Below are 24,495 nucleotides of genomic sequence, written 5' to 3'. Positions count from 1 at the left end.
AGTTTAGGCCCGCCCTCCCGGCGGCGTCCCCCTGTACCCCGGTGCGGATTTCGCCGGTGACGACGCCGCCGGGCTGGCGGTTGCCGTCGCTCGCCGCGGCTGCCGCTGCACGCCCCCCTGTCCCGTCTCGGGCACGACGACGCCGCCCGCGAGGCCGCGGGCGGCGTCGTCGTGCGTGGTGGGCCGGGAAACCGTCCGCGGCTCAGGACTCGCGGATCTCCGGGTCCTCGCTGTAAACCAGCTCGGCCTTGCCGTCCGCGAGGTGGTAGAAGACGCCGATCACGGCGGCCTCCCCGCGCGCGACCGCACCGGAGATCACCGTGGACTGGTCGAGCATGCGCGCGGCGGTCTGTTTGGTGTGCTCCACGACCATGTCCTGCAGGTCCGCGTCCCCGGAGCGCTTGGCCTGCAGCACCGAGGGCGTGATGCGCTCCACGAGGTCGCGCTGGAAGCCCGTGGGCAGCTCGCCAGACTCCACCGAGTTCTTGGTGGCCGTCACGGCGCCGCACGAGTCGTGGCCCAGCACCATGATCAGCGGCGTGCCGAGCACCTGGACGGCGAACTCGAGCGAGCCGAGCACGGCGTTGTCGATGACCTGCCCGGCGGTACGGATCACGAACGCGTCCCCGAGGCCCAGGTCGAAGATGATCTCCGCGGCCAGGCGCGAGTCCGAGCAGCCGAAGATCACCGCGAACGGCTTCTGCGACTGCGCGAGGTCCATGCGGCGCTGGGCGTCCTGGTGCGGGTGCAGCTTCTCGCCGGCGATGAACCGGGCGTTGCCGTCCTGCAGGGCCCGCCACGCCTCGGCGGGAGTGTGGGGGGCGTTGTCCACGGCGGCTGTCTCAGTGCTCACGCTCGAACTCCATGTCTGGGAGGGACGGCGCGGGACTCCGCACCGTGGTCAAGGGTAGACCCGGCGCACCGGGGCGGGCGCGCGTCGGTGTGTGGGGCACCCGGCCACTGACGGGCTGTCCCGTCACGAAACGGGTCGCCCGTCACGAACCGGGTCCGGCGTGCCGGGTCAGGAGCCGGAGAGCACCTCGGCCACGTGCTGGAAGTCCGCGTCCGGGGCCTTGCCGCTGAGCAGCACGGTGGAGTCCTTGAGCGTGGCGACCCACGCGGTGAACTCCTCCTGCTTGCCGGTGGCGTCCCGGTGGTGGAGCTGCCAGGTGACGTCCCCGATCTTCTTCTCACCCGTGACGGGGATCAGCTCGGTGCGCTGGGCGAGCCACGTGGGGTTCGACTCCGCGGTCTGGACCATCTCCACCAGGTGGTAGTCGGGGGAGAGGTAGCCCACGCTCCACAGGGGAACGCCGTCCTGGGACTTCTCGTTCCACGTGGCGTAGTTGGCGCTCCAGCCGTCCCCGAGCGCGGGTGCGGCGGGCGTGAAGGGCGCCTGGTCCTTGGCGAACGTGGCCTCCTGGGCCACGTCCACCTGCGCGCGGTACGGGTGGGCGTCCGGCTTGGGCTGCAGCCAGATGAACGGCAGCAGTAGGAGCAGCAGCACGATCATGGAGATGACCATGCCCCGGACCGGCGCGTTGATCCGCGACGCCTGCTTGGTGGTGAGCTGGGGCGTGGGCGGCTCGTCCGCGGCCTCGGCCCCCGGGGTGCCCGTCGCGGCGGTGGTGCCCTGGGTGGCCTCCGAGCCCGCGGTGCCCTGGTCCGCCCCCGGGCCGACGCCGCCCTGGCGGGTCTCGCCGCCGACCGCGCCCGGGGCGGACCCCGCGGAGGTGCCGGTGGTCGCGGGGCCGGTGCCCGCGGCGTCGTCGTCGGGACCCGTGCCCCCGGCGGAGGCGGAGGACGACGGCTCGGTGCGGGGATCGGGGGAGGGTCCGGAAGCAGAAGAACTCACGGACCCATTGTGCCGTGCTCCGGGGGACCGGCCCAACAGCGGGGCCCCGGGATATGCTGGGCACACCCGTGGTGGCGCCCGGGACCCGGCGGATCCAGGCGCGGCCGAAACTCGAAGGTGAGGAACAACGTGGCAGAGAACACCCAGCACGGCAGCTCGGGAAATGTGGCGGACCGGAACTTGGCGCTCGAACTGGTGCGCGTCACGGAGGCGGCCGCGATCGCGGGCGGCCACTGGGTCGGCGCCGGTGACAAGAACAGCGCGGACGGCGCGGCCGTGGACGCCATGCGCTCCTTCCTCTCCACCGTGGACTTCAACGGCACCGTGGTGATCGGCGAGGGCGAGAAGGACGAGGCCCCCATGCTGTTCAACGGCGAACGCGTGGGCGACGGCAACGGCCCGGAGTCGGACGTCGCGGTGGACCCCATCGACGGCACCCGCCTGACCGCACTGGGCATGAACAACGCGCTCGCGGTGATCGCGGTCGCGGACGGCGGGTCCATGTTCGACCCCTCGGCCGTGTTCTACATGGACAAGCTCGTGGTGGGCCCGGAGGCCGCGGACATGGTGGACCTGCGGCTGCCGGTCAAGCAGAACATCCACCTGGTGGCCAAGGCCAAGGGCGTGAAGCCCAACCAGGTCACCGTGTGCGTCCTGGACCGCCCCCGGCACCAGGGTCTCGTGGAGGAGATCCGCGCGACCGGTGCCCGCACCCGCATGATCCTGGACGGTGACGTGGCCGGTGCGATCGCCGCGTGCCGCGAGGGCACGGGCGTGGACATCATGATGGGCATCGGCGGCACCCCGGAGGGCATCGTCACCGCGTGCGCCGTGAAGGCCACCGGCGGTGTGATCCAGGGCCGGCTGGCCCCCACGGACGAGAGCGAGCGCGAGAAGGCCGCCGCCGCAGGGCTGGACGTGGACCGGATCCTCACCACGGACGAGCTCGTGACCTCGGACAACTGCTTCTTCGCCGCGACCGGCATCACGGACGGTGACCTGCTGCGCGGCGTGCGCTACCGCGGGCGGACCATCACCACGCAGTCCATCGTGATGCGCTCGCGCTCCGGCACGGTGCGCATGGTCGAGGCCGAGCACCTGGCCACCAAGTGGGAGAAGTACGAGCGCCACCAGCGCTGATCCCGCAGCTCCGCTCGACCACGCGCGCGTCCACACGGGAGGGAGGGCGCGTGTGTTTGTGCGTGCCGAGGACGCATCCGGCCTGACCGGAGGCCGGTCCGGGCTAAGCTGGGCCGCGGTGTTCGTGGGCCTGAGGAGAGGAAAGACACCGTGACGTTGAACGTGACCCCCAGCGGCAACCGTCAGAGTTGGGACGCCCGCGTGCGCGTCACGGGAGGCCACCCGGACCTCCTGTGGGGCATCGGCGAGGCCGAGGCCCTCACCCGTGACGACGTGCGCGTGGAACGCGTGGCCGTGGACCGCGACGAGCAGACCGTGGGCTACGGCCAGCTGCTCGTCTACCCGGAGGACCGGCACACGGTGGTGGACGCCAAGTCCCTGCACGTGAAGAACCCGCGCGACCTCGTGGCCGCGCTCGAGGCGCTGCAGGAGCACGCCCGCACGGTGTACGACGCCGCGGTGCTGCGCGTGAGCCCGGACACCCATGCCACCACGGAACTGGCGGCCGAGCTGGCGGAGGCGGGCTACCGGCGTCGTGACAAACCACGGCGCGGCGAAGCAGGCCCCCGCCACCTGGTGGTGCGGCTCGGAGAGACCGAGGGTGAGCTGTCCAAGAGGCTGTCGAGCGAGACCCTGCAGCGCTGCCGCGCGGGCCTGCGAGACACCGGCGTGCGAGTGCGCCGCGTCAACGCCGCGGACCGCGACCTCTCCCACGTGGGCCTGCGCACCCAGCACATCCGCGAGCTGCTGCGCGCCGTGGGGGAGAACTCCGTGTTCCTGGTGGCCACCGAGCGCCCCGAGGACGGCCCGGAGAAGGCCCTCGGATACCTGTGGTTCGTGCACACGGGCGAGTCCGCCATGATCTACCGCCTGGGCTTCACGGACCTCGCCCGGGACCTGGGCGTGGACGACGCCCTGCTGCTCACCGGCCTCGTGCAGCTGCAGCAGCGCATGGTCCACAAGGTGCTCGCCGGGGACCCGGACCAGCCCGGTCAGCCCATGGTGCTGCGCGAGCTCGCGACCGAGGACCACGAGGTGCTCGGCACGTGGGAGTACCCGCTCGTGGGCGAGTTCCAGATCGCGGGCCGCGCGGAGAAGACCCGACGCCGCGTGTTCGGCCGCCGCTCGCGGCGCCACCGGGAGGAGGAGATCCTTCCCGCGCAGGACGGCGCCGCGGCGCTCGCCGCGTCTGAGGCCCCCGCCTCTGAGGGGCCCGCTGCCGTGTCCTCAGACGTGACGACGTCGCCCGAGCAGGTTCTCGGGGTCGAGGCCGCCGCGTCGGAGACGGAGTTCACCGCGGAACCGGGCGCCGCCGTGGATGCCGATCCTGATCTGGCGCGGCTGCACGAGGTCGGTGCCGGGCATGCGGGGGCGGCGACTGCCGGTGCTGCAGGTAGTGGGAAGAAGGCGGCGAAGAAGGCCGCGAAGCGCGCCGAGAAGAACCGCACGGAGAAGCAGAAGAAGGTCCGTGCGGCGCCGGTGACCGGGCGGAAGAAGAACCGGAGCGGGGCCGGGGACACTCCCGCGACAGATGCTGCTGCTGCAGCTGAGACGCCCGCGGAGACCCCCACGACGAAGGACCGGGCTCTGCCGAAGCGTCTCACCGCCGCGGTCACCTCCAAGACGCCCGCGGCGCTGCGGGACGAGGAGAGCCTGTTCCGCCGTGCGCTGGCCGAAGGCCGCGCGGCAGTGAGGGATGCCGCGCGCTGGTGACGCCCGCGCCATCCCGGCGGCGCGGCGTCGTCGTCCTCGGGGGCGCCGCGCCGCGGGACGTCAGGAGCGGCCCGACACCACGTTCGCCACCCGTGCCGTGAGGCTCGGGGGCAGCAGGCCCGCGAGGCGGTCGAGGGCGTGGTAGCCGCGGGGGAAGACGATCCGCGCGCGCTTCCTGTCGAGTGCCGCGAGGGTGGCCGCGACGAGCTCGTCCGGGTTCGCGGAGCGCCCCACCTCAATGGCCGAGGCGTTCGCGACCTTGAAGAAGTCCGTGTCCACGGGCCCCGGGTTCACGCTGAGCACGTGCACGCCGTGCTTGCGGGCCTCTACTCCCACCGCGAGCGAGAACCGGTCCACGAACGCCTTGGACGCGCTGTAGGTGGCCATGGAGGGCAGCGGCTGGAAGCTCGCCACGGAGGCGATGTTGATGATCGCACCGCCCCCGGCCGCCGTCATGGTCCGCAGCGCGGTGTGGGTGAGCGTCATCAGCGCCCGCACGTTCACGGTGAGCTCCTCGAGCTCGCGGCCCAGGTCCGACGCCGCGAACTCCCCGTGCGTGCCGAAGCCCGCGTTGTTGACGAGCAGCTGCACCGGGTTGCACTCGAGCACGTCCACGAGGGTGTCGATGCCGTCCTGCGTGCCGAGGTCCGCCGCCACGATCTGCGCGGCCCCGCCCGTGACGTCCTGGGAGAGGGCGGTGAGCTTCTCGGTGCTGCGGCCGGTGAGGATCAGGGCGTAGCCGCGCTCGTGCAGCGCCCGGGTGAACGCGCGGCCGATCCCTCCGGTGGCACCCGTGACCAGTGCTGTGCGGGTCATGCGTCCTCCCCGCGGGAGCGCAGCGTGCCGGCGAGCGCCCCGAGCTTCTCGCGTGCCGCACGGACGCCGCTGTACGCCGCGTACCCGGCGCGGGACACGGGTAGGTCCCACGTGCCGGGGTAGGAGACGGGCTCCCCGCCGAAGGACTTCTTGAACGAGGTGAAGCCGTACCACTCGTGCTCGGGCCCGGCGCCCTCGGGGGCGGTGCCGAAGAGGTCGAACCAGGTGAGGCCCTTCTCCTTGGCGTCCATGATCATGGTGACCACCAGCGGGATGCCCGCGGAGAGCTTGCGGTGCTCCTGGTCCATCGCGGCGTGCGCGTAGGTGCGGGTGTCCGCGGAGTCGTACACGAGGGACGCGGCGATCGGCTCGCCGTCGAGCGTGGCGAGGTAGAGGGTGGCGGCGTCCGCGGGCATGAGGGACGCGGCGACGGCGCGCAGGTAGTCGTCGTGCTGACGGTTGAAGTTCCGGCGCTTGGCGGTCTCGTCCAGGAAGCGCAGCAGGTGCTCCACGTCCGCGGGGTCCTGCGAGCGCTCGATGCTCACGCCCTTCTTGTGGATGTTGCGGTAGAGGTTGCGGTTGGTGGACTTCATGTCCTTGAGCAGGTCCTTGGCGTCCTTGCGCAGGTCCACCACCTGGGTGTGCCCGGGCTGCACCTGGCGCGGGGCGAGCCTCATGCCGCGGCGTCGCAGGGAGGCCTCCGGGGTCTCGACCCCGTCCACGGTGTGCCCGTTGATGGGCTCCACCCGCACGAACCAGCAGTGGTTCTGCTTCGCCTGCGCGGTGAGGTCCGCCAGCGCGCGGTCGAAAGCCTCCGGGGAGTCCGACTCCGGCCCGTACGGGCAGTACAGGTAGCGTCCGGTGCGCCCGCCCTCCACGGTGGCCAGGTACCGCCACCCGGGCCCCTCGGCCTGGATCACGCGGTGTCCGATGCTGGTCTGGAACTGGGCCCACTCGGGGGACTGCAGGATATTCGCCACGTCCCCACTGTACCGACCGGGACCCGGCGGGATCACGGCACGGAGCACGTGCCGTTCGGGGACAGCGTCTCCTCCGTGGACACTTTCAGTGCCGCGGGCACCACGGCCGCGGTCCCGATTCCCGCTCCGGCCACGCCGCCGCCGGCGGTGCTCACACCGGCCCCGGCCGACGACGACGCCGCGCTGCCCGCCACCCCCGCCTGGGCGCCGTCGGCCTTCTTCAGGACGTCCGCGAGGTCGGAACGGAACTGCTCGTAGTCCGGGTAGGTGGGGAAGGACTGGTCGTAGTAGGGCGGACCGGCGGCGTAGGCCTGCAGCTCGTGGTTCTTGGCCTTGGTGGCGACCGTGACCATGGAGCCGATCGAGGCCTGGGGGATGTCCGTCTCGAGAATCTGCTGCCCGGAGCTCGCGAGCTCGTCGAACTTGGTGGCCACGGTGACCGGGTTCAGCTGCGCGAGCATCGCGGCCTGGACGCAGCGCTGGCGGGCCTGGCGGTCGTAGTCCGTGGCGCCCTCGCGGGAGCGGGCGTACCAGAGGGCGTGGTAGCCGTCCATGTGCTGCACGCCGGGCTCGATCCACCCCAGGATGGGGTTCTTCTCCCCGGTGTCCAGGTTGGTGCCGCCACCCATGGGCACGCGGCCGCCCACGTTCATGTCGATGCCCCCGAGGGCGTCCACGAGCGAGGCGAAGCCGTCCATGTCGATCAGCGCGTACGCCTGGATGGTCAGGCCCGTGACGCCCTCGGCGGCCTCCTTGGTGGCCTGTGCCCCGGGGTCCTCGACGTCCGGGTAGAGGTCCTTGTGGTTCTGCATCACGTCCGTGTAGACGGCGTTCATGATGCACTCGTCACCGCAGTTGAAGCCGTCCGGGTAGACCGAGTGCATGGGGGAGCTGTCCGGGAAGGGGACGTTCTGCAGGTTGCGGGGCAGGGAGACCGTCACGGTCTGGCCCGAGGAGGAGTCGATGCTCAGCACGGTCATGGAGTCCGGGCGGCGGCCCTCGCGGTCCTCGCCGGCGTCCCCGCCCATGAGCAGGATGTTGTAGCGCCCGTCCGCCGCGGAGAACGGCATGCCCCCGCCGAAGATGTCCGAGACCGCGTGGCGCGCGACCGAGACCAGGTGCGCCGCGTAGCCGAGCCCGCCGCCGGTGAGGACCATCGCGAGCACGGTGGTGATGACGACGCCGCGGCGCATGCCGTCCCCGAGCAGTCCCGGGCGGATGATCCGCAGGGTGTCGAACCACAGCAGCACCCAGCCGATGGCCAGCGCCACGAGCCCGTACATCAGCAGGGCGGAGGTCACGGAGTTGGTCAGCAGCCACACCAGGGCGGTGCGCCACACGAACCACAGCACCACGGCCAGCAGGATCAGCGCCCAGACCACCGCGGTGATCCGCACGGCCACGCGTCCGACGACGCGCTTTCCGGCCACGAGCTGCGCGGAGCCGGGGATCAGCAGGGTGGCGCCGAGCAGCCACCACGCGCGCTTGGTCCGGGTCGCGGGGGCCGCGAACCGGGGGCTGCGCAGCGGATCGCCCAGGCGGGAGCGCGCTCGGCGCGGGCCCGCCTCGGGATCGCGGACGGCCGAAGCGCCACCGGGGGCGGCGTCGTCGTCCTCGCCGTAGGGGTCCGCACCCGTCCGGGAATCCGCGGACGACGCCGCGGCGGCACCGCGCGGGGCGTCCTGCCGGGCGTCCTCGGGCACCTCCTCCAGGGCGCGGGTGGCCGAGGGTAGGGGACGGCCGTCCTCCGGGTGGTCGGTTGATCCGTTCACGTGCAACTCCGTGCTGAAGGGGAAGTCGGTGTTGCGGCGGGCCGGGCTGCGGGCCCACCGGTCCGTGACCCCGGGGGAGGGGCCACGAGTGGCTCATTGTGCCCCGCCCACCTGGATCCGGGCCGACAACCCACCCGGCAGCCCACCCGGCGGGCGCGGCCGGGGGTCAGTCGGTGGCGCTCGCGCCGCGGGCCACGGCGTCGCGTAGGGAGGCACCCTTGCGGTGCGCGGCCTCGGAGAGCTCCGCGGCGAAGACCTGCAGCCGCTCGCGCACCTGCTGCGCGGACGCGCCGGACCCCGAGCCGAGCACCCGCGCCGCGAGCAGGCCCGCGTTGCGCGCTCCGTTGATCGAGACCGTGGCCACGGGCACGCCCGCGGGCATCTGCACGATGGAGAGCAGGGAGTCCATGCCGTCCAGGGTCTTCAGCGCCACGGGGACGCCGATCACCGGCAGGGGCGTCACGGAGGCGAGCATCCCGGGCAGGTGGGCGGCCCCGCCGGCTCCCGCGATGATCACGCGCAGCCCGCGCTCGTGCGCGGTGCGGCCGTACTCGAGCATCTCGGAGGGCATCCGGTGGGCGGAGACCACGTCCGCCTCGTAGGGGATGCCGACCTCCTCGAGGGCCTGTGCGGCGGCGCGCATCGTGGCCCAGTCCGAGTCCGAGCCCATGACGAGCCCCACCAGGGGTGCCTGCGTCTGGGCCTCCGGCACGGCACCCCAGGGGGTCGCGGCCTCGTCCTCGCCGCGCGCGGTGGGCCGGGCGTCCCGGTCCTCGCCGTCGCGCAGGATGCTCGCGGCGTGGGTGGCGATCTCGCGCAGCGTCCCGAGCTCGTGGGCGTCACCGACCACGTTGACGTGGCCGATCTTGCGGCCCGGGCGCACCGACTTGCCGTAGGTGTGGACCTTCGCGCGCGGCTCGGCGGCCAGCGCCTGCGGGTAGGCCGCGAACAGGTCCTGGTTGTCCCCGCCCAGGAAGTTCTTCATCACGGCTGCCTCCGCCACCACGTCCGTGGCACCCAGGGGCCAGTCGAGCACCGCGCGCAGGTGCTGCTCGAACTGCCCGGTCACGGAGCCGTCCATGCTCCAGTGCCCGGAGTTGTGGGGCCGCATGGCCAGCTCGTTGACGGCGAAGCCGGCCTCGGTGCCCGGCGTCTCGAAGAGCTCCACGGCCATCACGCCCGTCACGCCCAGGTCCTCGGCGAGCTGCACGGCGGCGGCCTGCGCGGCACGGGCCACGGCGGGATCCAGCCCGGGAGCCGGGGCGAGCACCTCGTCGCACACACCGGCCACTTGGATGGACTCGACCACCGGCCAGGCCACGGTCTCACCGGAGGGGCGGCGGGCGACCATTGCGGAGAGCTCCCGGCTGAACGCCACGGCCTCCTCCGCCAGCAGGCCCTCGTCCGAGTCCGCCTCCGCGCACTGGGCGAACCACTCGGCGGCGGTGCCGGTGGAGGCCTCCTGCGGCCCGTCCAGCACGAGCACGCCCTTGCCGTCGTAGCCGCCGCGCGGGGTCTTCAGCACCACGGGCCAGCCCACGCGCTCGCCGAAGGCCACGAGCTCCTCGGCACTGTGCACCTCGTCCCACTCCGGGTTGGGCAGGCCGAGCTCCTCGACGGCGCGGCGCATCACGAGCTTGTCCTGCGCGTGCACGAGCGCCTCCGGTCCGGGACGCACGGCCACGCCCTGCTCCTGCAGGGCCCGCAAGTGCTCGGTGGGCACGTGCTCGTGGTCGAAGGTCAGCACGTCCACGTCCGCCGCGAAGCGCAGCAGCGTGTCGAGATCCGTGTAGTCACCCGCGGGGGCCGTGCGGACCGCCGCCACGGCACTCACCTCCGGGCTCTCCGCGAGGACGCGCAGCTCCACGCCGAGCGCGGTGGCCGCGGGAGCCATCATGCGGGCGAGCTGCCCGCCGCCCACGACGCCAATGACAGGACCGGTAACGGGAGAATTCACCGCTCCAGGCTATCGTCACAGCGGACGTCCAGTCATGTCGGAGTACGATGCAACTCAATCATCCGGCGCCCACGGTGAGTCCGGGGCCGCGGCGATGCCCGTCCGGGTGGGACGCTCGTGCGAGACGGCCCCCCGCCCTTCCTCCGTCCCCGATGAGCAGAGTGAGAACGATTTCTTGAACACCATGGTCGAGCGCGCGCACGCGCTGTGGGAACTGTTCGTCAAAGAGCTCGCGAAGTTCGGGCTCGTGGGGGCCGCGGCCTTTGCCATCAATGCGGGGCTCGTGTGGCTACTCATGCACACCCCGTACTTCGCCGACAGCCACATCAAGGCCAAGATCGTCGCCACCGTGGTGGCCATCGTCTTCTCCTGGATCGCCAACCGGCTCTGGACGTTCCGCGACAAGCGCCAGGACGACAAGAAGAAGGAGCTCGTGCAGTTCCTCGTGGCCAACGGGATCGGCATGGCCATCGAGCTCGGCTGCCTGGGCGTGAGCTACTACGTGCTCGACCTGAGGTCCGCGACCGCCTCCTTCATCTCCGGCACGATCATCGGCACCATCCTGGGAACCGTGTTCCGCTACTTCGCCTACCGCTTCTGGGTCTTCAGCACCGAGCTGGACCAGGACCCCGACTTCGCGGACAGCCCGGACGAGGAGTTCGCGTTCGTCACGGGCCAGATGCCGGTGGTGCACCGTCGCGACCACGATGCCCACGGTCATCAGGACCGCAGTCACGCGCCCCGCAACGACGCTCCCCGGGACGGCACGAACGACGACGACGTCCGCCGCGCCTCCTGAGCACACTCGCCTCGGGCCTCGGGCTTCGGGCCGATCCTCAGAGAGCGGTCGCGTGCTCCTGGGCCAGGACGTCGCCCGTGATCTCGCCCGGATCCGTGGCCATGAGCACCGCACCGTCCTGCGCCGCGGCCCCGAGCACGCGCAGCAGCTGCGTCTCGTCCCAGCCGTCGGGCATCGGCACGAAGACCGTCTCTCCCGCGTGCTCACCGGGCAGGCTCTCCAGGGCAGCGGCCACGAGCTCGCCGTGCGTGAGTCCGGACGGCAGGGCGGCGTCGTCGGCCTCCGGCTCCTCGAACCCCGTGTAGACGTCCCCCATGCCGCGGACCTCGTCGCAGAAGTCCACCGCGCCCCCGGGCAGCGGCTGCGAGCACGCGAAGGCCAGCGCGGGCGCGGCGACCACGAGTGCGGTGGCGCCCGCAGCGGGATCCTCCGGCGCGGTCTCGAGGTACGCGTGGACCACGGCCTCGGACTCGGCGTCCAGCTCGGGGTCGAACGCCACGCGGGCTCCTACGCGCAGTGCGGCGAGCGTCAGCACGACCAGTCGCCAGTGCGGGACGGGGGAAATGCGCACGACGTCACCGGCGGTGACGTCCAGCTCGTCCACGAGCAGACCGGCGGACTTCTCGACCCAGTTGACCAGCACGCGCCCGGAGAGCTCCACGCGCTCGGGTCCGTCACGCCAGACGAGAGCCGGTGTGGGGCGTGCGGAGACCGCGGCCAGGGCCCCCGCGAGATCGGTCGGTGTGCGTCCCACGCAGAAACTCCTTAGGGTAAGTGACGGGTCCACGGGGGCGCGGACGGCGCGCCGATGGCCCCGGGAAGCCCAGGATACTCGGCTTGACTACGCGGGACTTACACGCGTGTAATTAGGGAGTCCACCTGGCAGACAGGGGTGCGCCCCGTCACGCCAACCCGTTCTCGGCCGGGACAACCGGGCTGGTTGAGGGCACGGAGCACACGAACGCGTGGTACGGAAGGACAGACATGGGAGAGGCCGCACGCCGCCGGATCGACGGACGCGAGGACTCGGACACCGGATCCGCGGGCGGCAGCGTCCCCGTGGACTGGTTCGTGGACCCTGTGGACCAGGCCCGCGGAGCAGCGGGTGTCACCACCCTGGACGACCTCGCCTCGGCCTTCCTGGCCGCCCACCCCGAGGTTGCCGGCGACGTTCTGCTGCGCTCGGACCGCAAGAAGAAGCCCGAGCCCGAGCCCCCCGCCCACACCCCCCAGGACCTGCAGGGCATGGAGGTCCACGACGTCCAGAGCGTGGACGCCTCCGTGTGGCAGGCCGTGGCCGGTCTGTACTCCGTGAGCGAGGGCGACGCCGAGGGCGAGCTCGCGTGGCAGACGGACGCGCTGTGCGCGCAGACCGATCCCGAGGTGTTCTTCCCCGAGAAGGGCGGCTCCACCCGTGACGCCAAGCGCGTGTGCGAGGCGTGCCCCGTGAGCGGGCAGTGCCTGGACTACGCGATGACCAACGACGAGAAGTTCGGCATCTGGGGCGGGCTCTCCGAGCGCGAACGGCGTCGGCTGCGGCGCAGGGGCCGGTGAGCCGCGTGGCGCAGGAGACCGTGCCGCGGCGCAGCTGCTCCAAGCAGACGTGCAACCGGGATGCCGTGTGCACGCTGACCTACGTCTACTCGGACTCCACCGCCGTGATCGGGGCGCTGTCCGCGCGCCGGGAGCCGCACGCCTACGACCTGTGCCCCGTGCACGCGGACTCCCTCACGGCACCGCGCGGCTGGCGCGTGGTGCGCCTGGAGTTCCCGGACGGCTGGGGCCGCGACGACGTCGACGCCGTGGTGCAGGCCGTGCGCCCGGACGAGGAGCCCGTGGTGCGGCGCAGTCCCCGCGGACCCTCGCTGGGTGCCGCCCGCCCGAACGGCCCCGCCGTTCCCGGCGCGCGCGTGCTGCGGGACGTCTCCTACCGCCCGGATGCTCCTGACGCTGACGCTGACGACGACGCCGCGCGGCCCGCCGCTGACGGGCGCGCCGCCGATGCCGCCACGACACGCCCCTCCGCCGGAGCGGGAACGTCCACGGGTGCTCGGCGCGGCGACGGCACGCGCCGCCCCGCGGAACTGCCACGCGACGACACGCCCGCGGGTGTGGTGGGTCGGACGTCCCCGGGCGTTCCTCCCGCCGACTCCGACGAGTATTCTGGGACGAGGCGTTCGAGTGTGAACGCAAACCCTCGGCCGTCCACGACCGGGCGTTCCGTCCCCCTCCCGGCGGCTCTGCGCACCCCGCACCTGCGGCGGCCGTAGCCGCTCCGCGCCCCCTCGGGCGACCGGCCGGGAGAGGCTCCGTTCGCCGTGGTCCGGACCGGCGCCCCCGCCGTCTCACCCCTGCGAGGAACCCATGACAGCCTCACCCCGCCCGCACGACCACCACTCCGCGCAGGAGCCGCCCGCCGCGCGCGGTCTCAGCCGCCGCCGTTTCGCCGCGACCTCCACCGGCCTCGCCGCGGTCCTCGCGCTGGCCGCGTGCGGGGCGGACTCCGGTTCCGACGCCGCGGGGGACCCGTCGGGCTCGGGTGCCGCGGCGTCGTCGTCCTCGGGCACGACGCCCACGGTGCGCGTGACCCCCGCCGCGGACACCACGATGGTCGATCCCACGGCCGCCGTGGTGGTCGCCACGGACGCCGGAAAGCTGACCGACGTGACCGTGACGGCGTCGACCTCCGGCGAGAAGGCCAGGGGCGCGTTGAAGGAGGACGGCACCGAGTGGCGCTCCGAGGGAGCGCTGGCGTTCGACGAGACGTACACCGTGGCCTGGACGGCGCGCAACGGTGACCGCGAGAGCACCGGGCAGAGCGTTTTCAGCACCGTGGACGCCGCGCACGAGGCGGACGTGAGCATGAACGTGCGGGACGGTGAGACCTACGGCGTGTGGCAGGTCGTGGAGCTGAACTTCTCCGAGCCCGTGACCAACAAGGACGCGATCGAGAAGGCCGTCACCGTGGAGGGCGCGCACAAGGACGGCGCGTTCCGCTGGTACTCGGACCAGAAGCTGCGCTTCCGCCCCAGGGACCCGTGGACCCCGAAGTCCACCGTGAAGGTCAGCGCGAACATCCTGGGCAAGGACCTGGGCAACGGGATGATCGGCAACGGCAACAAGACCGTGACGTTCACGACCGGCCCGGAGCAGCGCGCGTACGTGGACAACAACACCAAAACGCTCGTGGCCTACGTGGACGGCAAGGAGAGCGGCACGTGGCCCGTGACCCTCGGCGACGCCGAGTGGCCCTCCACCACGGGCAAGAAGGTCATCCTGGAGCAGGCGGCGTCCTACAAGTTCAACGCGGGCTCCCTGCACCTGAAGCCGGGGGACTCGCACTACTACCCGCCGTTCGACGCGTCCAACGTGTCCCGGCTGACGTGGAGCGGCGAGTTCGTGCACCAGGCGCTGCCCTCCGCGTACTCCGTGCTGGGCGTGGCCAACGTGTCCCACGGCTGCGTGGGCATGCCGCCCGAGGGCGCGAGCTACATCTACAACACGTTCCGCCCCGGTGACATGGTGGAAGTGGTCAACACGAACTACCCGCAGGCGGACCCGGACGACGGCCTGGGGGACTGGAACATCCCGTTCGAGCACTACAAGGACGAGAACTGGCACGGAAACTGGTGACACCCCGGTGAGTGCAACCCGCACGACCCCCGCCCGCCCCCGCCGCACGGTCGTCCAGCGGCTGCTGCAGGGCCTGCTGACCCTGTCCCTGCCCGTGCTGCTGGTGGGGCTGGGGGCGCGGCTCGTGGCCACCCCGGCCTTCCTGTGGCTCGAGTACCACAGGCCCGGGTTCCCCGCGGACCGCTGGGGCATGGGCACGGACGAGCGCATGACGTTCGGGTCCTACGGGCTGGACTACATCATGAACCTCGCGCCGCCCGAGTACCTGGGCGGGCTGGTGAGCCCCGAGGGCGGGATGGCGTTCACGCCCCAGGAGGTCTCGCACATGCACGACGTCCAGGGCGTGATGCAGTGGGGCCTGCTGCTCGCGGGCGTGCTGCTGGTGCTGAGCGTGCTCGCGGGCTGGTGGCTGCACCGGCGCGCACCGGGGGCGGCCTCCGCGGCGTGGTTCTGGGGCTCGTGGCTCACGGTGGCGCTGCTGGTGCTCGCGTGCGTGGCGGCCCTGCTGGGCTGGGAGACCTTCTTCGCCGGGTTCCACTCGCTGTTCTTCAGCTCCGGGACGTGGACGTTCAGCCTTTCCGACACCCTGATCCGGCTCTACCCCACGCAGTTCTGGGTGGACGCCGCCCTCACCGTGGCGCTGGTGGCGCTCGTGGCCGCGTTCGCGGTCATGCTCGTCACGACCCACCGACGACGCCGCCTGGCCGCGGTCCCGTGGGCGGCTCCCCGCCCGCTCAGATCCAGGACCTGAACCACATCCGCCAGCGCCAGTGGTCGTAGGGGATGGTCTGGCCGGTCCACACGGGCCAAAAGAACACGGCCAGCGCCACCACGAGCACGAGGAACACCAGGGTGACTACACGCCAGCGCCGGGCCCAGCGCGGGGAGACCACCCGTTCGTCGTCGAGCGCGGCCACCGTGCCGGCCGTGGCCCCGTGCCGCGGCACCGCGAGCCTGCCGGTGAGCACACCGATCGCGCCCGTGAGCAGCAGCACCAGTGCGGGGAAGTAGGACAGGGCGTAGAAGAAGAACATGGTGCGCTCGGGGTAGAGGTACCACGGCAGGTAGCCCGCCGCCCAGATGCCCACCAGGGCGCCGAAGCGCCAGTCGCGGCGCACCGCCCACAGCCAGATGCCCAGGCCCAGGGCCGGGATGGCCGCCCACCAGATCGCGGGGTTGCCCAGGTTCAGGATCGCCTGGCTGCACGAGTCCACGGTGCAGCCGTCCGTGCCGGCGCCGGGGGACTCGTAGTAGTAGGACGTGGGCCGCTCCATGACGAACCAGCTCAGCGGCCCGGCCATGTACGTGTGGTGGGAGGACAGGCCCGTGTGGAACGAGTACGCGGCCACGTGGTACTCCCACAGCGAGCGCAGCGCGGACGGCAGCCACTGGGGGCCCTGCCCCGGGTTCAGCTCCGCCCAGTTGCGGTCGTAGCCGGTGTCCGTGAGCAGCCAGCCGGACCACGTGAGCAGGTAGGTCACCAGGCCCGTGCCGATCATCGTGAGGAAGCCCCACGGCCCGTCCTTGAGCAGCGCACCCGTGAACCAGCGGCGCACGCCGGCGACCCGGCGCGCGTTCATGTCCCAGAGCACGGCCAGCACGCCCAGGGCCGCGATGCTGAACAGGGCGTTCCACTTCACGGCGGCCGCCGCACCGCACGCCACACCCGCTGCCACGCGCCACCACCGGACCCCGAGCCACGGGCCCAGGGGAGAGGTGTTCATGCGGGCGAGCAGGCGGCGTCGTCCGTCGTCCCGGTCCAGCAGCACGAGCACGAAGGCGAGCAGCAGGAAGAACATCAGGAAGATGTCCAGCAGCGCGAGCCGCGACTCCACCAGGTGCAGCCCGTCCAGCGAGGTCAGCAGCCCGGCGACCGTGGCCAGCGAGACCGAGCGGAACAGCAGCCAGCCCGCGCACCAGATCAGCGCGATGGACGCCGTGCCGAACAGCGCGGCGGAGAACCGCCAGCCGAAGGGGTCCTCCCCTCCGAAGGCCCACAGCCCGACGGCGATTAGCCACTTGCCCAGGGGCGGGTGCACCACGAAGGACGGGTGGTTCTCCACGTCCGGGATCTTCCCCGACACGAAGCCCTCGTCCGCACCGGAGGGCCACTGCTGCTCCGTGCCGTGCAGCAGCAGCGAGTAGGAGTCCTTGAGGTAGTAGGTCTCGTCGAAGACCACGGCGTGCGGGGAGGACAGGCTCACGAAGCGCATCACCCCGCCCAGCAGCGTCACCAGCGCCAGCGGAACCCACCAGTACCGGGGCAGGCGCGTGACCGCGGGCAGCAGCAGCTCGCCCAGCGGACGCGCGGGGGGACCGGCGCTCGGCCGGACGGCGGGGGAGGAAACGGTCGAAGGCACGGACCCATGGTAGGGCGCGGGGCTGGACGGGCTTCGTAGAGTGGACCTGTGACTTCGCAAGCTTCTGCCCCATCAGCATCCCCGGCGGACCCCGAGAACTCGGGCGACGGTGCCCTGGTCATCGTGGGCACGCCCATCGGCAACCTCTCGGACGCCTCCCCGCGCCTGCTGGAGATCCTGCGCACAGCGGACGTTCTCGCCGTGGAGGACACCCGTACTCTGCACCGCCTGGCCGCCGGGCTGGGCGTGAACGTCACCGGACGCGTGGTCACCCACCACGAGCACAACGAGACCGCGCGCACCGCCGAGCTGCTGGACGAGGTGCGCCGTGGCAAGACCGTCGCGGTGCTCTCCGATGCCGGGATGCCCACGGTCTCCGACCCCGGCTTCCCGCTGGTGCGCGCCGCCGCGCAGGCCGGGCTGCCCGTGACCGTGCTCCCCGGGCCCTCCGCGGTGCTCGCGGCGCTCGCGGTCTCCGGGCTGCCCACCGACCGGTTCACGTTCGAGGGCTTCCTGGCCCGCAAGAAGGGCGAGAGGGCCGCGCAGCTCGCAGCCCTGGCCACCGAGCAGCGCACCATGGTGTTCTACGAGTCCCCGCACCGCCTCGCGGACATGCTCATCGCCCTGCGGGAGGCTATGGGCGGGGACCGGCGGGCCGCAGTGTGCCGCGAGCTGACCAAGCTGCACGAGGAGGTGCTGCGGGACGACCTCGACGGGCTCGTCGCGTGGGCCACCCAGAACCAGGTGCGCGGGGAGATCGTGGTGGTGCTGCACGGCGCGGCCCCCGCCGTCGCACCCGATCCGGAGGACCTCACTGCGGCCGTCGAGGAGCTCGTGGCGACCTCCGACATCAAGCTCAAGGCCGCCGCGCGCCAGGTCGCGACCGAGCACGGCGTGAGCACGCGCAGGCTCTACGACGCCGTGATCGCCGCGCGCGCGGAGGGCTGAGGCCGGGCTACGACGGGGCGCAGACAACCCGGCGCCCGAGATGGGGCACCCATGCCGGGGTACTGGGAGAACCGGGGCGGCTCGCGCCCCGCGGCCGGCGCCACCACCCGTCTCCCGCGGCCGGCACGCCCGGCACCCCGCGCCGGCCTCGGCGTGGCCCCCAACGGACGACGCCGCCCGGTGCCCTCGCGCGAGGGCACCGGGCGGCGTCGTCGGTGGTCAGCGGCGGGGGCCCGTGCGCAGCGAGGCGGGCCACCACGCGGCGCGGAACCGCTGCCCGCGCGAGGCGCGGTGGCGGAACTCGTCACGCACGCGCGCCAGGTCCTCCGGGGTGGTGCGCGGCGTCCAGTCGGGGCCGGGCGCGCCGTAGCCGGTGGTCTCCAGGTCCTCGACGAGCCGCTCCACGCAGGGAGTGGCGGCGGGAATCCCCGCCGCGAGCCGCCGGGCGGCGACACGGGGCGTGTCCGAGGCGGGGGCGGTGACGCCGTAGTCCTCGGCCAGCGCGCGGAACTCGTCCCACGCCGCATTGGCGCGGCGCTGCGGGGCGAGCGCGGTGTCGGCCATCGCGGTGAGCCGCGCCCGACGACGCCGCCCGCGCAGCCACCGCGGCAGCACCGCCGCCACGAGCACCAGGACCAGCAGCAGCCCGCCGGCGAGCGCCCACCACGGGATGACGAGCACCGGCGCCGCCTGCTGCGGTGCAGGGCTCTCCTCCGGCTGGTCGGACGGGCCGGCCGAGGCGGAGTGCTCGGCAGGGGTGCTGACCTGGTCGGACGGCTTGTCCGACGTCCCCGCGTCCGAGGGCTTGCCGTCACCGGAGGCCGCGGACGAGGGGGAGGAGGACGCGCCGTCGGCCTGGCCCTGCCCCGACTCCGGTGCGTAGTCCGGCGTGCTCGGGACGCCCGGGGTGGGCTCGAAGCGCACCCAGCCCACGTTCTCGAAGTACAGCTCGGGCCACGCGTGGGCGTCCCCGGTGCCCACGGAGAAGGACGTGCCGCCGTTCGCGTCCCGGGAGGCGGCCGTGGGGAGGTAGCCCACGGCCACGCGGGCCGGGATGCCCACCTCACGGGCCATCAGGGCCATGGCGGGGGCGAAGTGCCCCGCGTAACCCGTGCGCGTCTGCATGAACTTCTCGAGGGAGGCCATCCCACCGGCGTCGTAGCCCTGGGCCAGCGGGGCGTTGACGTCGTAGTGGAAGTCCTTGCGCAGGTGGTTCTGGAGGGCGAGTGCGCGGTCGTAGTCGGTTCTCGCGCCCTGCGTGAAGCTGCGGGCGGCGTCCGCGAGGGGCTGCGGGCGGTCCGCGGGCAGGCGCAGGTCGTCGGCCAGGGCGTCGTCGGAGGCCGCCGACGGCGCCCTGCGCAGCGCCTCGGCCGTGGCCGGGGGAGCCGCGGAGGTCACGGTGTAGCTGCCGCCGGACATGCCCGTGGCCGCGCTGTAGACCGAGAGGTCCTTCGGGCTCCAGCCCCAGCCCTGGTCCCCGAGACCGGCGACCGCCACGGGGGCGTAGGGGGCGGGAAGCCAGTGCTCGTCGTACTGGTCGAACGTGACCTTGGTGGTGGTCTCCGTGCCGCGGGGCACGGGGTTGCGGGAGCTGTCCGCGAGGTGGGAGAGGTCGTTGTCGAGGCCGTCCGTGGCGGGGAACCACTCGTCCTGGGAGAAGTCCGAGAGCGTCAGCAGGCGCATGTAGGCGGGCTTGTCGTCCGAGCTTGTGTAGCTGAAGCGCTGCGTGCGCTGCTCGGAGCGCAGATCCTGTCCCACGGCGCGCAGGGGCCCCACACCGGCCGCGCGCTGGGACGTGAGCGAGCTGCCCTGCGGGAAGGCGCCGTTGAAGAACCCGGGCATGAGCGAGGGGACGAACAGCACCACCGCGAGCACACCGGCAACCACCAGCACGGCACGGGGCAGACCCCCGGGCGCGGGGGCGATGCGCTGGGCGCGCGTGGCACCGAGGGCGCGGGAGCCCGCGAGCAGGGCCAGCGCGGCGAGCACGGCGGCGGCGAGTCCGAGGGGGGAGACGCTGCCCGGCAGGGTCAGGGCGGGGACCACCAGCAGCGCCAGCAGACCCACGCACGCGAGCCCCGCCATGCGCAGACCCACGAGCACGGTCTCCATGAACACGGTCACGAGCCCCACCAGGGCGCACAGCACGAACGCGAGCCCGGCGTGGGCCGGGTACGGGGCCGCGCTGCCGGAGACGAAGTCCCCGGAGGACGTCCACAGCCGAGAGGCCGTGGTGAACGTGTCCGGCACGGGGATGAAACCGAGCAGGGCGTGGTCGCCCAGGTGCACGACCGTCAGCGCCAGCAGCAGCGCCGCGAGCCCGGCGACCGTCACCAGGGGGGAGGGCAGGCGCAGCCAGCGGGCGGCCCCGGTGACCACGAGCACCGTGAGGACGGTCGCCGCCACGGGAACCATCCACCAGCCGCCGTCCAGCGCGCCGGCCATCCCCACGCAGCCCAGCGCGACGGCGCCCAGCAGCAGCAGGCACAGCGGGACCACGCGGGGGCGGGAGGAGCGCGGCCTGAGACCGGACCCGGGGGTCGACGGCGTGCGGCCGGCACCGCCGGGGGCCGCGGCCGCGCCGTCCTGCCAGGGCGTCTCGCGGGGCGTCGAACGGGGGGAGGGAGCGGGGGAACTCATACGGTGGTCCTGCCTCGGGTGCGGGCCTTCATCTCGTCCATGCTCAGGTGGCGTTCACCCGGCGCGGGAGGTGGCGGGGCGAGCAGCGAGCCGCCGCCCACGAGAGAGTGCCAGGCGGCGTCGACGTCCGTCCAGCGGCTGACCAGCAGCACCGACCACCCGGCCGCCTCGAAGACGTCCGCGCTCTCCGGCCGGGTCAGCGGCGGGTTCACGACCATGACCACGGACCGGGAGGCGGTTCCCTCAGTGGCCCGCACGTAGCGGCGCGCGGCGGCGGGGGAGAGCGTGCCCGTGAGCAGCAGCACCGGGTGGGTCAGCCCCTCACGGTCCAGGCGTGCGGCCAGGGGGTCGTCCGCGAGCTCGGGTTCCGGGCGGGGGACGAGCGCCACACGGGAGAGCCCGTGGACCACCTCGGTTGCGGTGTCGTCCGTGACGGCGGTGTCCCGCAGCTGGCCGGCCTCGGACTCGCCGCGGGGCAGCGCGCGGCCCTGGTCGTCGAGCGCGTAGACCACCGTTTCGCGGCGCGTGAGGTGCTCGACCACGGACGCGACCGCGGTCACCCCCCACTCGAACTCCTCGGTGGACTCCAGCACACCGGCCCACACGCGCTCGCCGGGCCAGTGCTGGTCCACGGTGTCCAGGACCACCACGGTCCTGCGCGTGCTGCGCGGGTCCTCCTGGCGCACCATCAGCTCGCCGTGCTTGGCCGACGCCGCCCAGTGCACGCGGCGCATCGGGTCGCCGTGGCGGTACTCGCGGGTGGTCACGTTGTCCGGACCCGGCTGCGGCTGGGCGCGGCGGGAGGGGTCGTTGCCGGACTCGTGCGCGAAGTTCGCGCCGAGCTCCGTGAGCTCCTCGGGGTCCGGGGCCACGTGCAGCGACGTGCGCTCGGCGACGTCCAGCAGCTCGGAGACCACCCCGAACGGATCGCTCACCCGCACCGTGGCCGGGCCCAGCTCGTGGATCCCGCGGCGCCGCGGCCGCACCGTGTAGGAGACCGGCACGCCGGACACGGGCACCTGGACATCCTGGTCCCGGCCCAGCAGCGGGTCCACCTTCTCGTGGACGTCCACCGCGGCGCGGTCCGAGGCACGCAGGGATGACGACGCCGTGCGGCGGCCGAGCGGCGTCGTCGCGCCGTCCTCGTGGCCGGGAATCGTGGCGGAACCGTCCGCGGCAGTGTCGTGGGGCGCTGTGCCGTCCCCGGCCGCCGCTCCGGAACCGTCACCGGAGGTGCGCGTGCGGGAGGGGAAGGCCGAGCGGCGTCGGACGCGCAGCGAGACCTGGGCGGCGTCGCCGAGGGTGACCAGCGGCGGATCCACCGCGCGCTTGAGCAGCACCCGCGGCTTCACGAGCCACATGGCCAGCGAGGAGAGCAGCGGGACCATGCCCAGGAACAGGGAGAGCGCCAGGACGTCCTTGCGCCCGAGCCACGTGGCCAGCACGAGACACACCACGGCGGCCGCCAGGAAGCACCAGCCGCGCACCGTGAACTTGGCGCGGGAGTCCACCCGCGCCCTCGAGGCGGGGGCCTTCATCGGGTGCGGGGTGCGTCTTCGGTGGGGACACGGACGTCGTCGAGGATGCCCCGCACGATGTCCTGGGCGCTGTCCGCGCCGGAGCGGCGTTCGAGGATCAGGCGGTGGGAGAGCACCGCCACGGCGACGTCCTTGACGTCGTCCGGCAGCACGTGCGGACGGCCGGCGAGGGCCGCCTGAGCGCGGGCCACGGCCTGCAGCTGCAGGGCGGCGCGGGGGCTCGCGCCGAGCCGCAGGTGCGGGTGCGTGCGCGTGGCCTGGCACAGGGCCACGATGTAGCGGCGCACCGCCGTGGAGACGTGCAGCGAGGCCACGTGCCGCACGAGCTCGCGGGCCTGGTCGATGTCCAGCACCGGCTCGAGGCCCGCCAGCGGGGAGCCGGAGCCGTGGTCCGAGAGCATGGCGACCTCGGCATCGGCGTCCGGGTAGCCCATCGAGATCCGGGCGGTGAAACGGTCGCGCTGCGCCTCCGGGAGTGGGAACGTGCCGTCCATCTCCACGGGGTTCTGGGTTGCGACCACCATGAACGGGGTGGCCAGCGTGTACGTGGTGCCGTCCGCCGTGACCTGACCCTCCGCCATCGCCTCCAGCAGGGCCGACTGGGTCTTCGCGGACGCACGGTTGATCTCGTCGCCGATCACGATGTTCGCGAACATCGGCCCCGGTTTGAACTCGAACTCCCGGCGCACCTGGTCGTAGACGGAGACACCGGTGATGTCCGTGGGCAGCAGGTCCGGGGTGAACTGGATGCGGCTCACGGTGCCGCCGATCGCCCCGGCCAGCGTACGGGCCAGCATGGTCTTGCCCACCCCTGGGACGTCCTCCACCAGGAGGTGCCCCCCTGCCAGCAGCACCGTGAGAGCGGTCCTGGTCTCGGCGGGCTTGCCGTCGATGACCGCGTTCATGCGGTCCAGGACGGCCTTCGTGCGGGCGGCGAACTGCTCCATATTTCCTCGTCTCACGAGCATGCGGGGGGATGGCCACGGGGGTGGCGTTTCCACCATGTTCTCAGGAATCGGCGGGACCGGCGATAGCGGGCGGACATGTGGCGCCCCGCGACGACATGGGGCGATGCGGGCGCGGATCTATATGGGTGCATGGGCGTCCGCGCTTCCCGCGTGTGCGCGGGGGGCATCGGAGGGACTCCACGCCCTGAACGGACGCGGGATGCCGTGACGCGCGGAGTCCTTCTCTCACGACCCGCGGTGTCCGCACGTCCGGGAGGGCCCTGTCCCGGGAGGTCGGGGCCGCTCGCCACGCCGGGGGCGAGGCGCGGGGCGGTCCGTGGCGGGCGGCGTCGTCGGCGGTCATTTATCGTGGAGGCGTGATCGAGACACCCCTGACCGAGACCGTTTTCCGCGATGTCGGGCGCCCGGCGGCCGTGCCCGGGGAGACGCCGCCCGCCTACCGGCCCGAGATGTACGCGGTGGCGGACGCGACGGGCGAGGTTGCCAGTGGCGAAGGCACCGAGCGCCGCGCCCACACGGACGCGCAGGGCCAGCGCCGGAACCTGAGCTTCCCCGCGCTGCCGGAGCCGCTGCCGCACCCCGTGGTGGACGACCACACCCACCTGGACATGCAGGACGGGCTCGTGCGCGTGTCCGTGGCGGATGCCGTGGCCGTGGCGCGGGACGCCTCCGTGGCGGGGCTCGTGCAGGCGGGGTGCGACGTCGAGTCCTCCCGGTTCGCGGTTTCGGCCGCCCAGACGGTGCCCGGGGTGCTGGCCGCCGTGGCGCTGCACCCGAACGAGGCGCCGTCGCTCGCGGCGGCCGGATCGCTGGAGAGCGCGCTCGCGGAGATCTCGGAGCTGGCCGGTCAGGACCGGGTCCGCGCGATCGGCGAGACCGGCATGGACCGCGCGCAGACCCCGGAGGAGGGGCTCGCCGCGCAGGAGGAGTCCTTCCGGGCGCACATCCGGATGGCCAAGGAGCACGGGCTCGCCATGCAGATCCACGACCGCGACGCCCACGAGGACGTGCTGCGCATCCTGCGCGACGAGGGAGCCCCCGAGCGCACGGTGTTCCACTGCTTCTCCGGCGATCCGGAGCTCGCGCAGGTGTGCAACGAGAACGGCTGGTACATGTCCTTTGCCGGGACGGTCACGTTCAAGAACGCGAAACCGCTGCAGGCGGCCCTGCGGGTGGCAGACCCGGCGCTGGTGCTGAGCGAGACGGATGCACCGTTCCTCACCCCGCACCCGTTCCGGGGTCGCCCGAACGCCCCCTACATGGTCAACTACACGGTCCGCGGCATGGCCACCCTGCTGGAGACGGACCTGGAGACGCTGTGCCGCCGCATCTGGGACAACGCGAGGGCGGTCTACGGAGAGTTCTGAGGGGCTCCA

Annotated in this window: 20 protein-coding genes and 1 pseudogene; 9 read left to right on the top strand and 12 right to left on the bottom strand. The window is 72.9% G+C overall.

Annotated elements, in window-relative coordinates:
* Positions 1-202 precede the first annotated feature (202 nt).
* Positions 203-853: a carbonic anhydrase gene (locus tag KVA01_RS02435; protein ID WP_174805691.1), complete on the bottom strand. Its 651-nt coding sequence runs from the start codon at positions 851-853 to the stop codon at positions 203-205.
* A gap of 168 nt (positions 854-1,021) precedes the next feature.
* Entirely contained in the window at positions 1,022-1,855 is an 834-nt protein-coding gene (locus KVA01_RS02430) for a DUF4245 domain-containing protein (RefSeq protein ID WP_068470060.1), read from the bottom strand.
* 129 nt (positions 1,856-1,984) lie between these two features.
* Between KVA01_RS02430 and glpX the strand changes: the two genes are divergently transcribed.
* Together glpX and KVA01_RS02420 are read left to right on the top strand one after the other, a co-directional pair.
* Positions 1,985-2,995 carry a class II fructose-bisphosphatase gene (gene glpX / locus KVA01_RS02425; protein ID WP_068470062.1) on the top strand — a complete coding sequence of 337 codons (1,011 nt, stop codon included), beginning with the start codon at positions 1,985-1,987 and terminating at the stop codon, positions 2,993-2,995.
* Between the two features lie 150 nt (positions 2,996-3,145).
* Positions 3,146-4,708, top strand: coding sequence for a hypothetical protein (locus KVA01_RS02420; RefSeq protein WP_141268793.1), 1,563 nt, complete (start codon positions 3,146-3,148; stop codon positions 4,706-4,708).
* A gap of 60 nt (positions 4,709-4,768) precedes the next feature.
* On the opposite strand, the gene KVA01_RS02415 is transcribed toward KVA01_RS02420, so the two are convergent.
* The 5 genes and pseudogenes from KVA01_RS02415 to KVA01_RS02400 all read right to left on the bottom strand — a co-directional run.
* Positions 4,769-5,524 (bottom strand): SDR family NAD(P)-dependent oxidoreductase, encoded by a 756-nt coding sequence (locus tag KVA01_RS02415; RefSeq protein ID WP_068470067.1) that lies wholly within the window; start codon positions 5,522-5,524, stop codon positions 4,769-4,771.
* Entirely contained in the window at positions 5,521-6,504 is a 984-nt protein-coding gene (locus KVA01_RS02410; protein WP_068470173.1) for a lipid II:glycine glycyltransferase FemX, read from the bottom strand. Before KVA01_RS02410 ends, KVA01_RS02415 begins: the two co-directional genes overlap by 4 nt.
* 32 nt (positions 6,505-6,536) lie before the next feature.
* Complete coding sequence (locus KVA01_RS02405; RefSeq protein ID WP_141268791.1) at positions 6,537-8,276, bottom strand: LCP family protein; 1,740 nt, start codon at positions 8,274-8,276, stop codon at positions 6,537-6,539.
* Between the two features lie 166 nt (positions 8,277-8,442).
* Positions 8,443-8,946 (bottom strand): 5-(carboxyamino)imidazole ribonucleotide mutase, encoded by a 504-nt coding sequence (purE, locus tag KVA01_RS13195; protein WP_371858565.1) that lies wholly within the window; start codon positions 8,944-8,946, stop codon positions 8,443-8,445.
* A 105-nt stretch (positions 8,947-9,051) separates the two neighbouring features.
* Positions 9,052-10,233, bottom strand: a pseudogene (locus KVA01_RS02400) (5-(carboxyamino)imidazole ribonucleotide synthase); the annotation flags it as partial.
* A 184-nt stretch (positions 10,234-10,417) separates the two neighbouring features.
* Here KVA01_RS02400 and KVA01_RS02395 point away from each other — a divergent pair.
* Positions 10,418-11,032, top strand: a complete 615-nt coding sequence (locus KVA01_RS02395; protein WP_141268870.1) for a GtrA family protein — start codon at positions 10,418-10,420, stop codon at positions 11,030-11,032.
* A gap of 37 nt (positions 11,033-11,069) precedes the next feature.
* On the opposite strand, the gene KVA01_RS02390 is transcribed toward KVA01_RS02395, so the two are convergent.
* Entirely contained in the window at positions 11,070-11,786 is a 717-nt protein-coding gene (locus tag KVA01_RS02390) for a TIGR03089 family protein (RefSeq protein WP_068470073.1), read from the bottom strand.
* 230 nt (positions 11,787-12,016) lie between these two features.
* On the opposite strand from KVA01_RS02390, the gene KVA01_RS13150 reads away from it, so the two are divergent.
* The 4 genes from KVA01_RS13150 (at position 12,017) to KVA01_RS02370 (ending at position 15,416) form a co-directional block, all read left to right on the top strand.
* Positions 12,017-12,586 (top strand): WhiB family transcriptional regulator, encoded by a 570-nt coding sequence (locus tag KVA01_RS13150; RefSeq protein WP_068470075.1) that lies wholly within the window; start codon positions 12,017-12,019, stop codon positions 12,584-12,586.
* Between the two features lie 5 nt (positions 12,587-12,591).
* Complete coding sequence (locus tag KVA01_RS02380) at positions 12,592-13,302, top strand: DUF3499 family protein (protein WP_218023595.1); 711 nt, start codon at positions 12,592-12,594, stop codon at positions 13,300-13,302.
* Positions 13,303-13,396: 94 nt separating this feature from the next.
* On the top strand, positions 13,397-14,665 hold the full coding sequence (locus KVA01_RS02375) for a L,D-transpeptidase (protein ID WP_068470079.1): 1,269 nt from the start codon (positions 13,397-13,399) through the stop codon (positions 14,663-14,665).
* Positions 14,666-14,672: 7 nt separating this feature from the next.
* Complete coding sequence (locus KVA01_RS02370; protein ID WP_082810397.1) at positions 14,673-15,416, top strand: TIGR01906 family membrane protein; 744 nt, start codon at positions 14,673-14,675, stop codon at positions 15,414-15,416.
* On the opposite strand, the gene KVA01_RS02365 is transcribed toward KVA01_RS02370, so the two are convergent.
* On the bottom strand, positions 15,400-17,025 hold the full coding sequence (locus KVA01_RS02365; protein WP_231860668.1) for a dolichyl-phosphate-mannose--protein mannosyltransferase: 1,626 nt from the start codon (positions 17,023-17,025) through the stop codon (positions 15,400-15,402). The genes KVA01_RS02370 and KVA01_RS02365 overlap by 17 nt on opposite strands.
* 48 nt (positions 17,026-17,073) lie before the next feature.
* On the opposite strand from KVA01_RS02365, the gene rsmI reads away from it, so the two are divergent.
* Entirely contained in the window at positions 17,074-17,973 is a 900-nt protein-coding gene (rsmI, locus tag KVA01_RS02360) for a 16S rRNA (cytidine(1402)-2'-O)-methyltransferase (RefSeq protein ID WP_068470083.1), read from the top strand.
* Positions 17,974-18,192: 219 nt separating this feature from the next.
* Here rsmI and KVA01_RS02355 read toward each other — a convergent pair whose 3' ends face one another.
* From KVA01_RS02355 to KVA01_RS02345, 3 genes are read right to left on the bottom strand one after another with little or no spacing between them, the layout of a single operon-like run.
* Positions 18,193-20,613 carry a transglutaminase TgpA family protein gene (locus tag KVA01_RS02355; RefSeq protein ID WP_231860669.1) on the bottom strand — a complete coding sequence of 807 codons (2,421 nt, stop codon included), beginning with the start codon at positions 20,611-20,613 and terminating at the stop codon, positions 18,193-18,195.
* Positions 20,610-22,151, bottom strand: coding sequence for a DUF58 domain-containing protein (locus tag KVA01_RS02350; RefSeq protein ID WP_141268787.1), 1,542 nt, complete (start codon positions 22,149-22,151; stop codon positions 20,610-20,612). The genes KVA01_RS02355 and KVA01_RS02350 overlap by 4 nt, the downstream gene beginning before the upstream one ends.
* Positions 22,148-23,098: an AAA family ATPase gene (locus tag KVA01_RS02345; RefSeq protein WP_068470087.1), complete on the bottom strand. Its 951-nt coding sequence runs from the start codon at positions 23,096-23,098 to the stop codon at positions 22,148-22,150. The genes KVA01_RS02350 and KVA01_RS02345 overlap by 4 nt, the downstream gene beginning before the upstream one ends.
* A 377-nt stretch (positions 23,099-23,475) precedes the next feature.
* Here KVA01_RS02345 and KVA01_RS02340 point away from each other — a divergent pair, with 377 nt between their 5' ends.
* A complete protein-coding gene (locus tag KVA01_RS02340) occupies positions 23,476-24,486 on the top strand; it encodes a TatD family hydrolase (protein WP_233438730.1) in 1,011 nt (336 codons plus the stop codon).
* Positions 24,487-24,495 lie beyond the last annotated feature (9 nt).

The organism is Kocuria varians (assembly GCF_006539885.1).
Lineage (GTDB): Bacteria > Actinomycetota > Actinomycetes > Actinomycetales > Micrococcaceae > Kocuria > Kocuria varians.
Note: the sequence above shows the minus strand (reverse complement) of the source record. Positions and strands in the feature narration are given on the sequence as shown.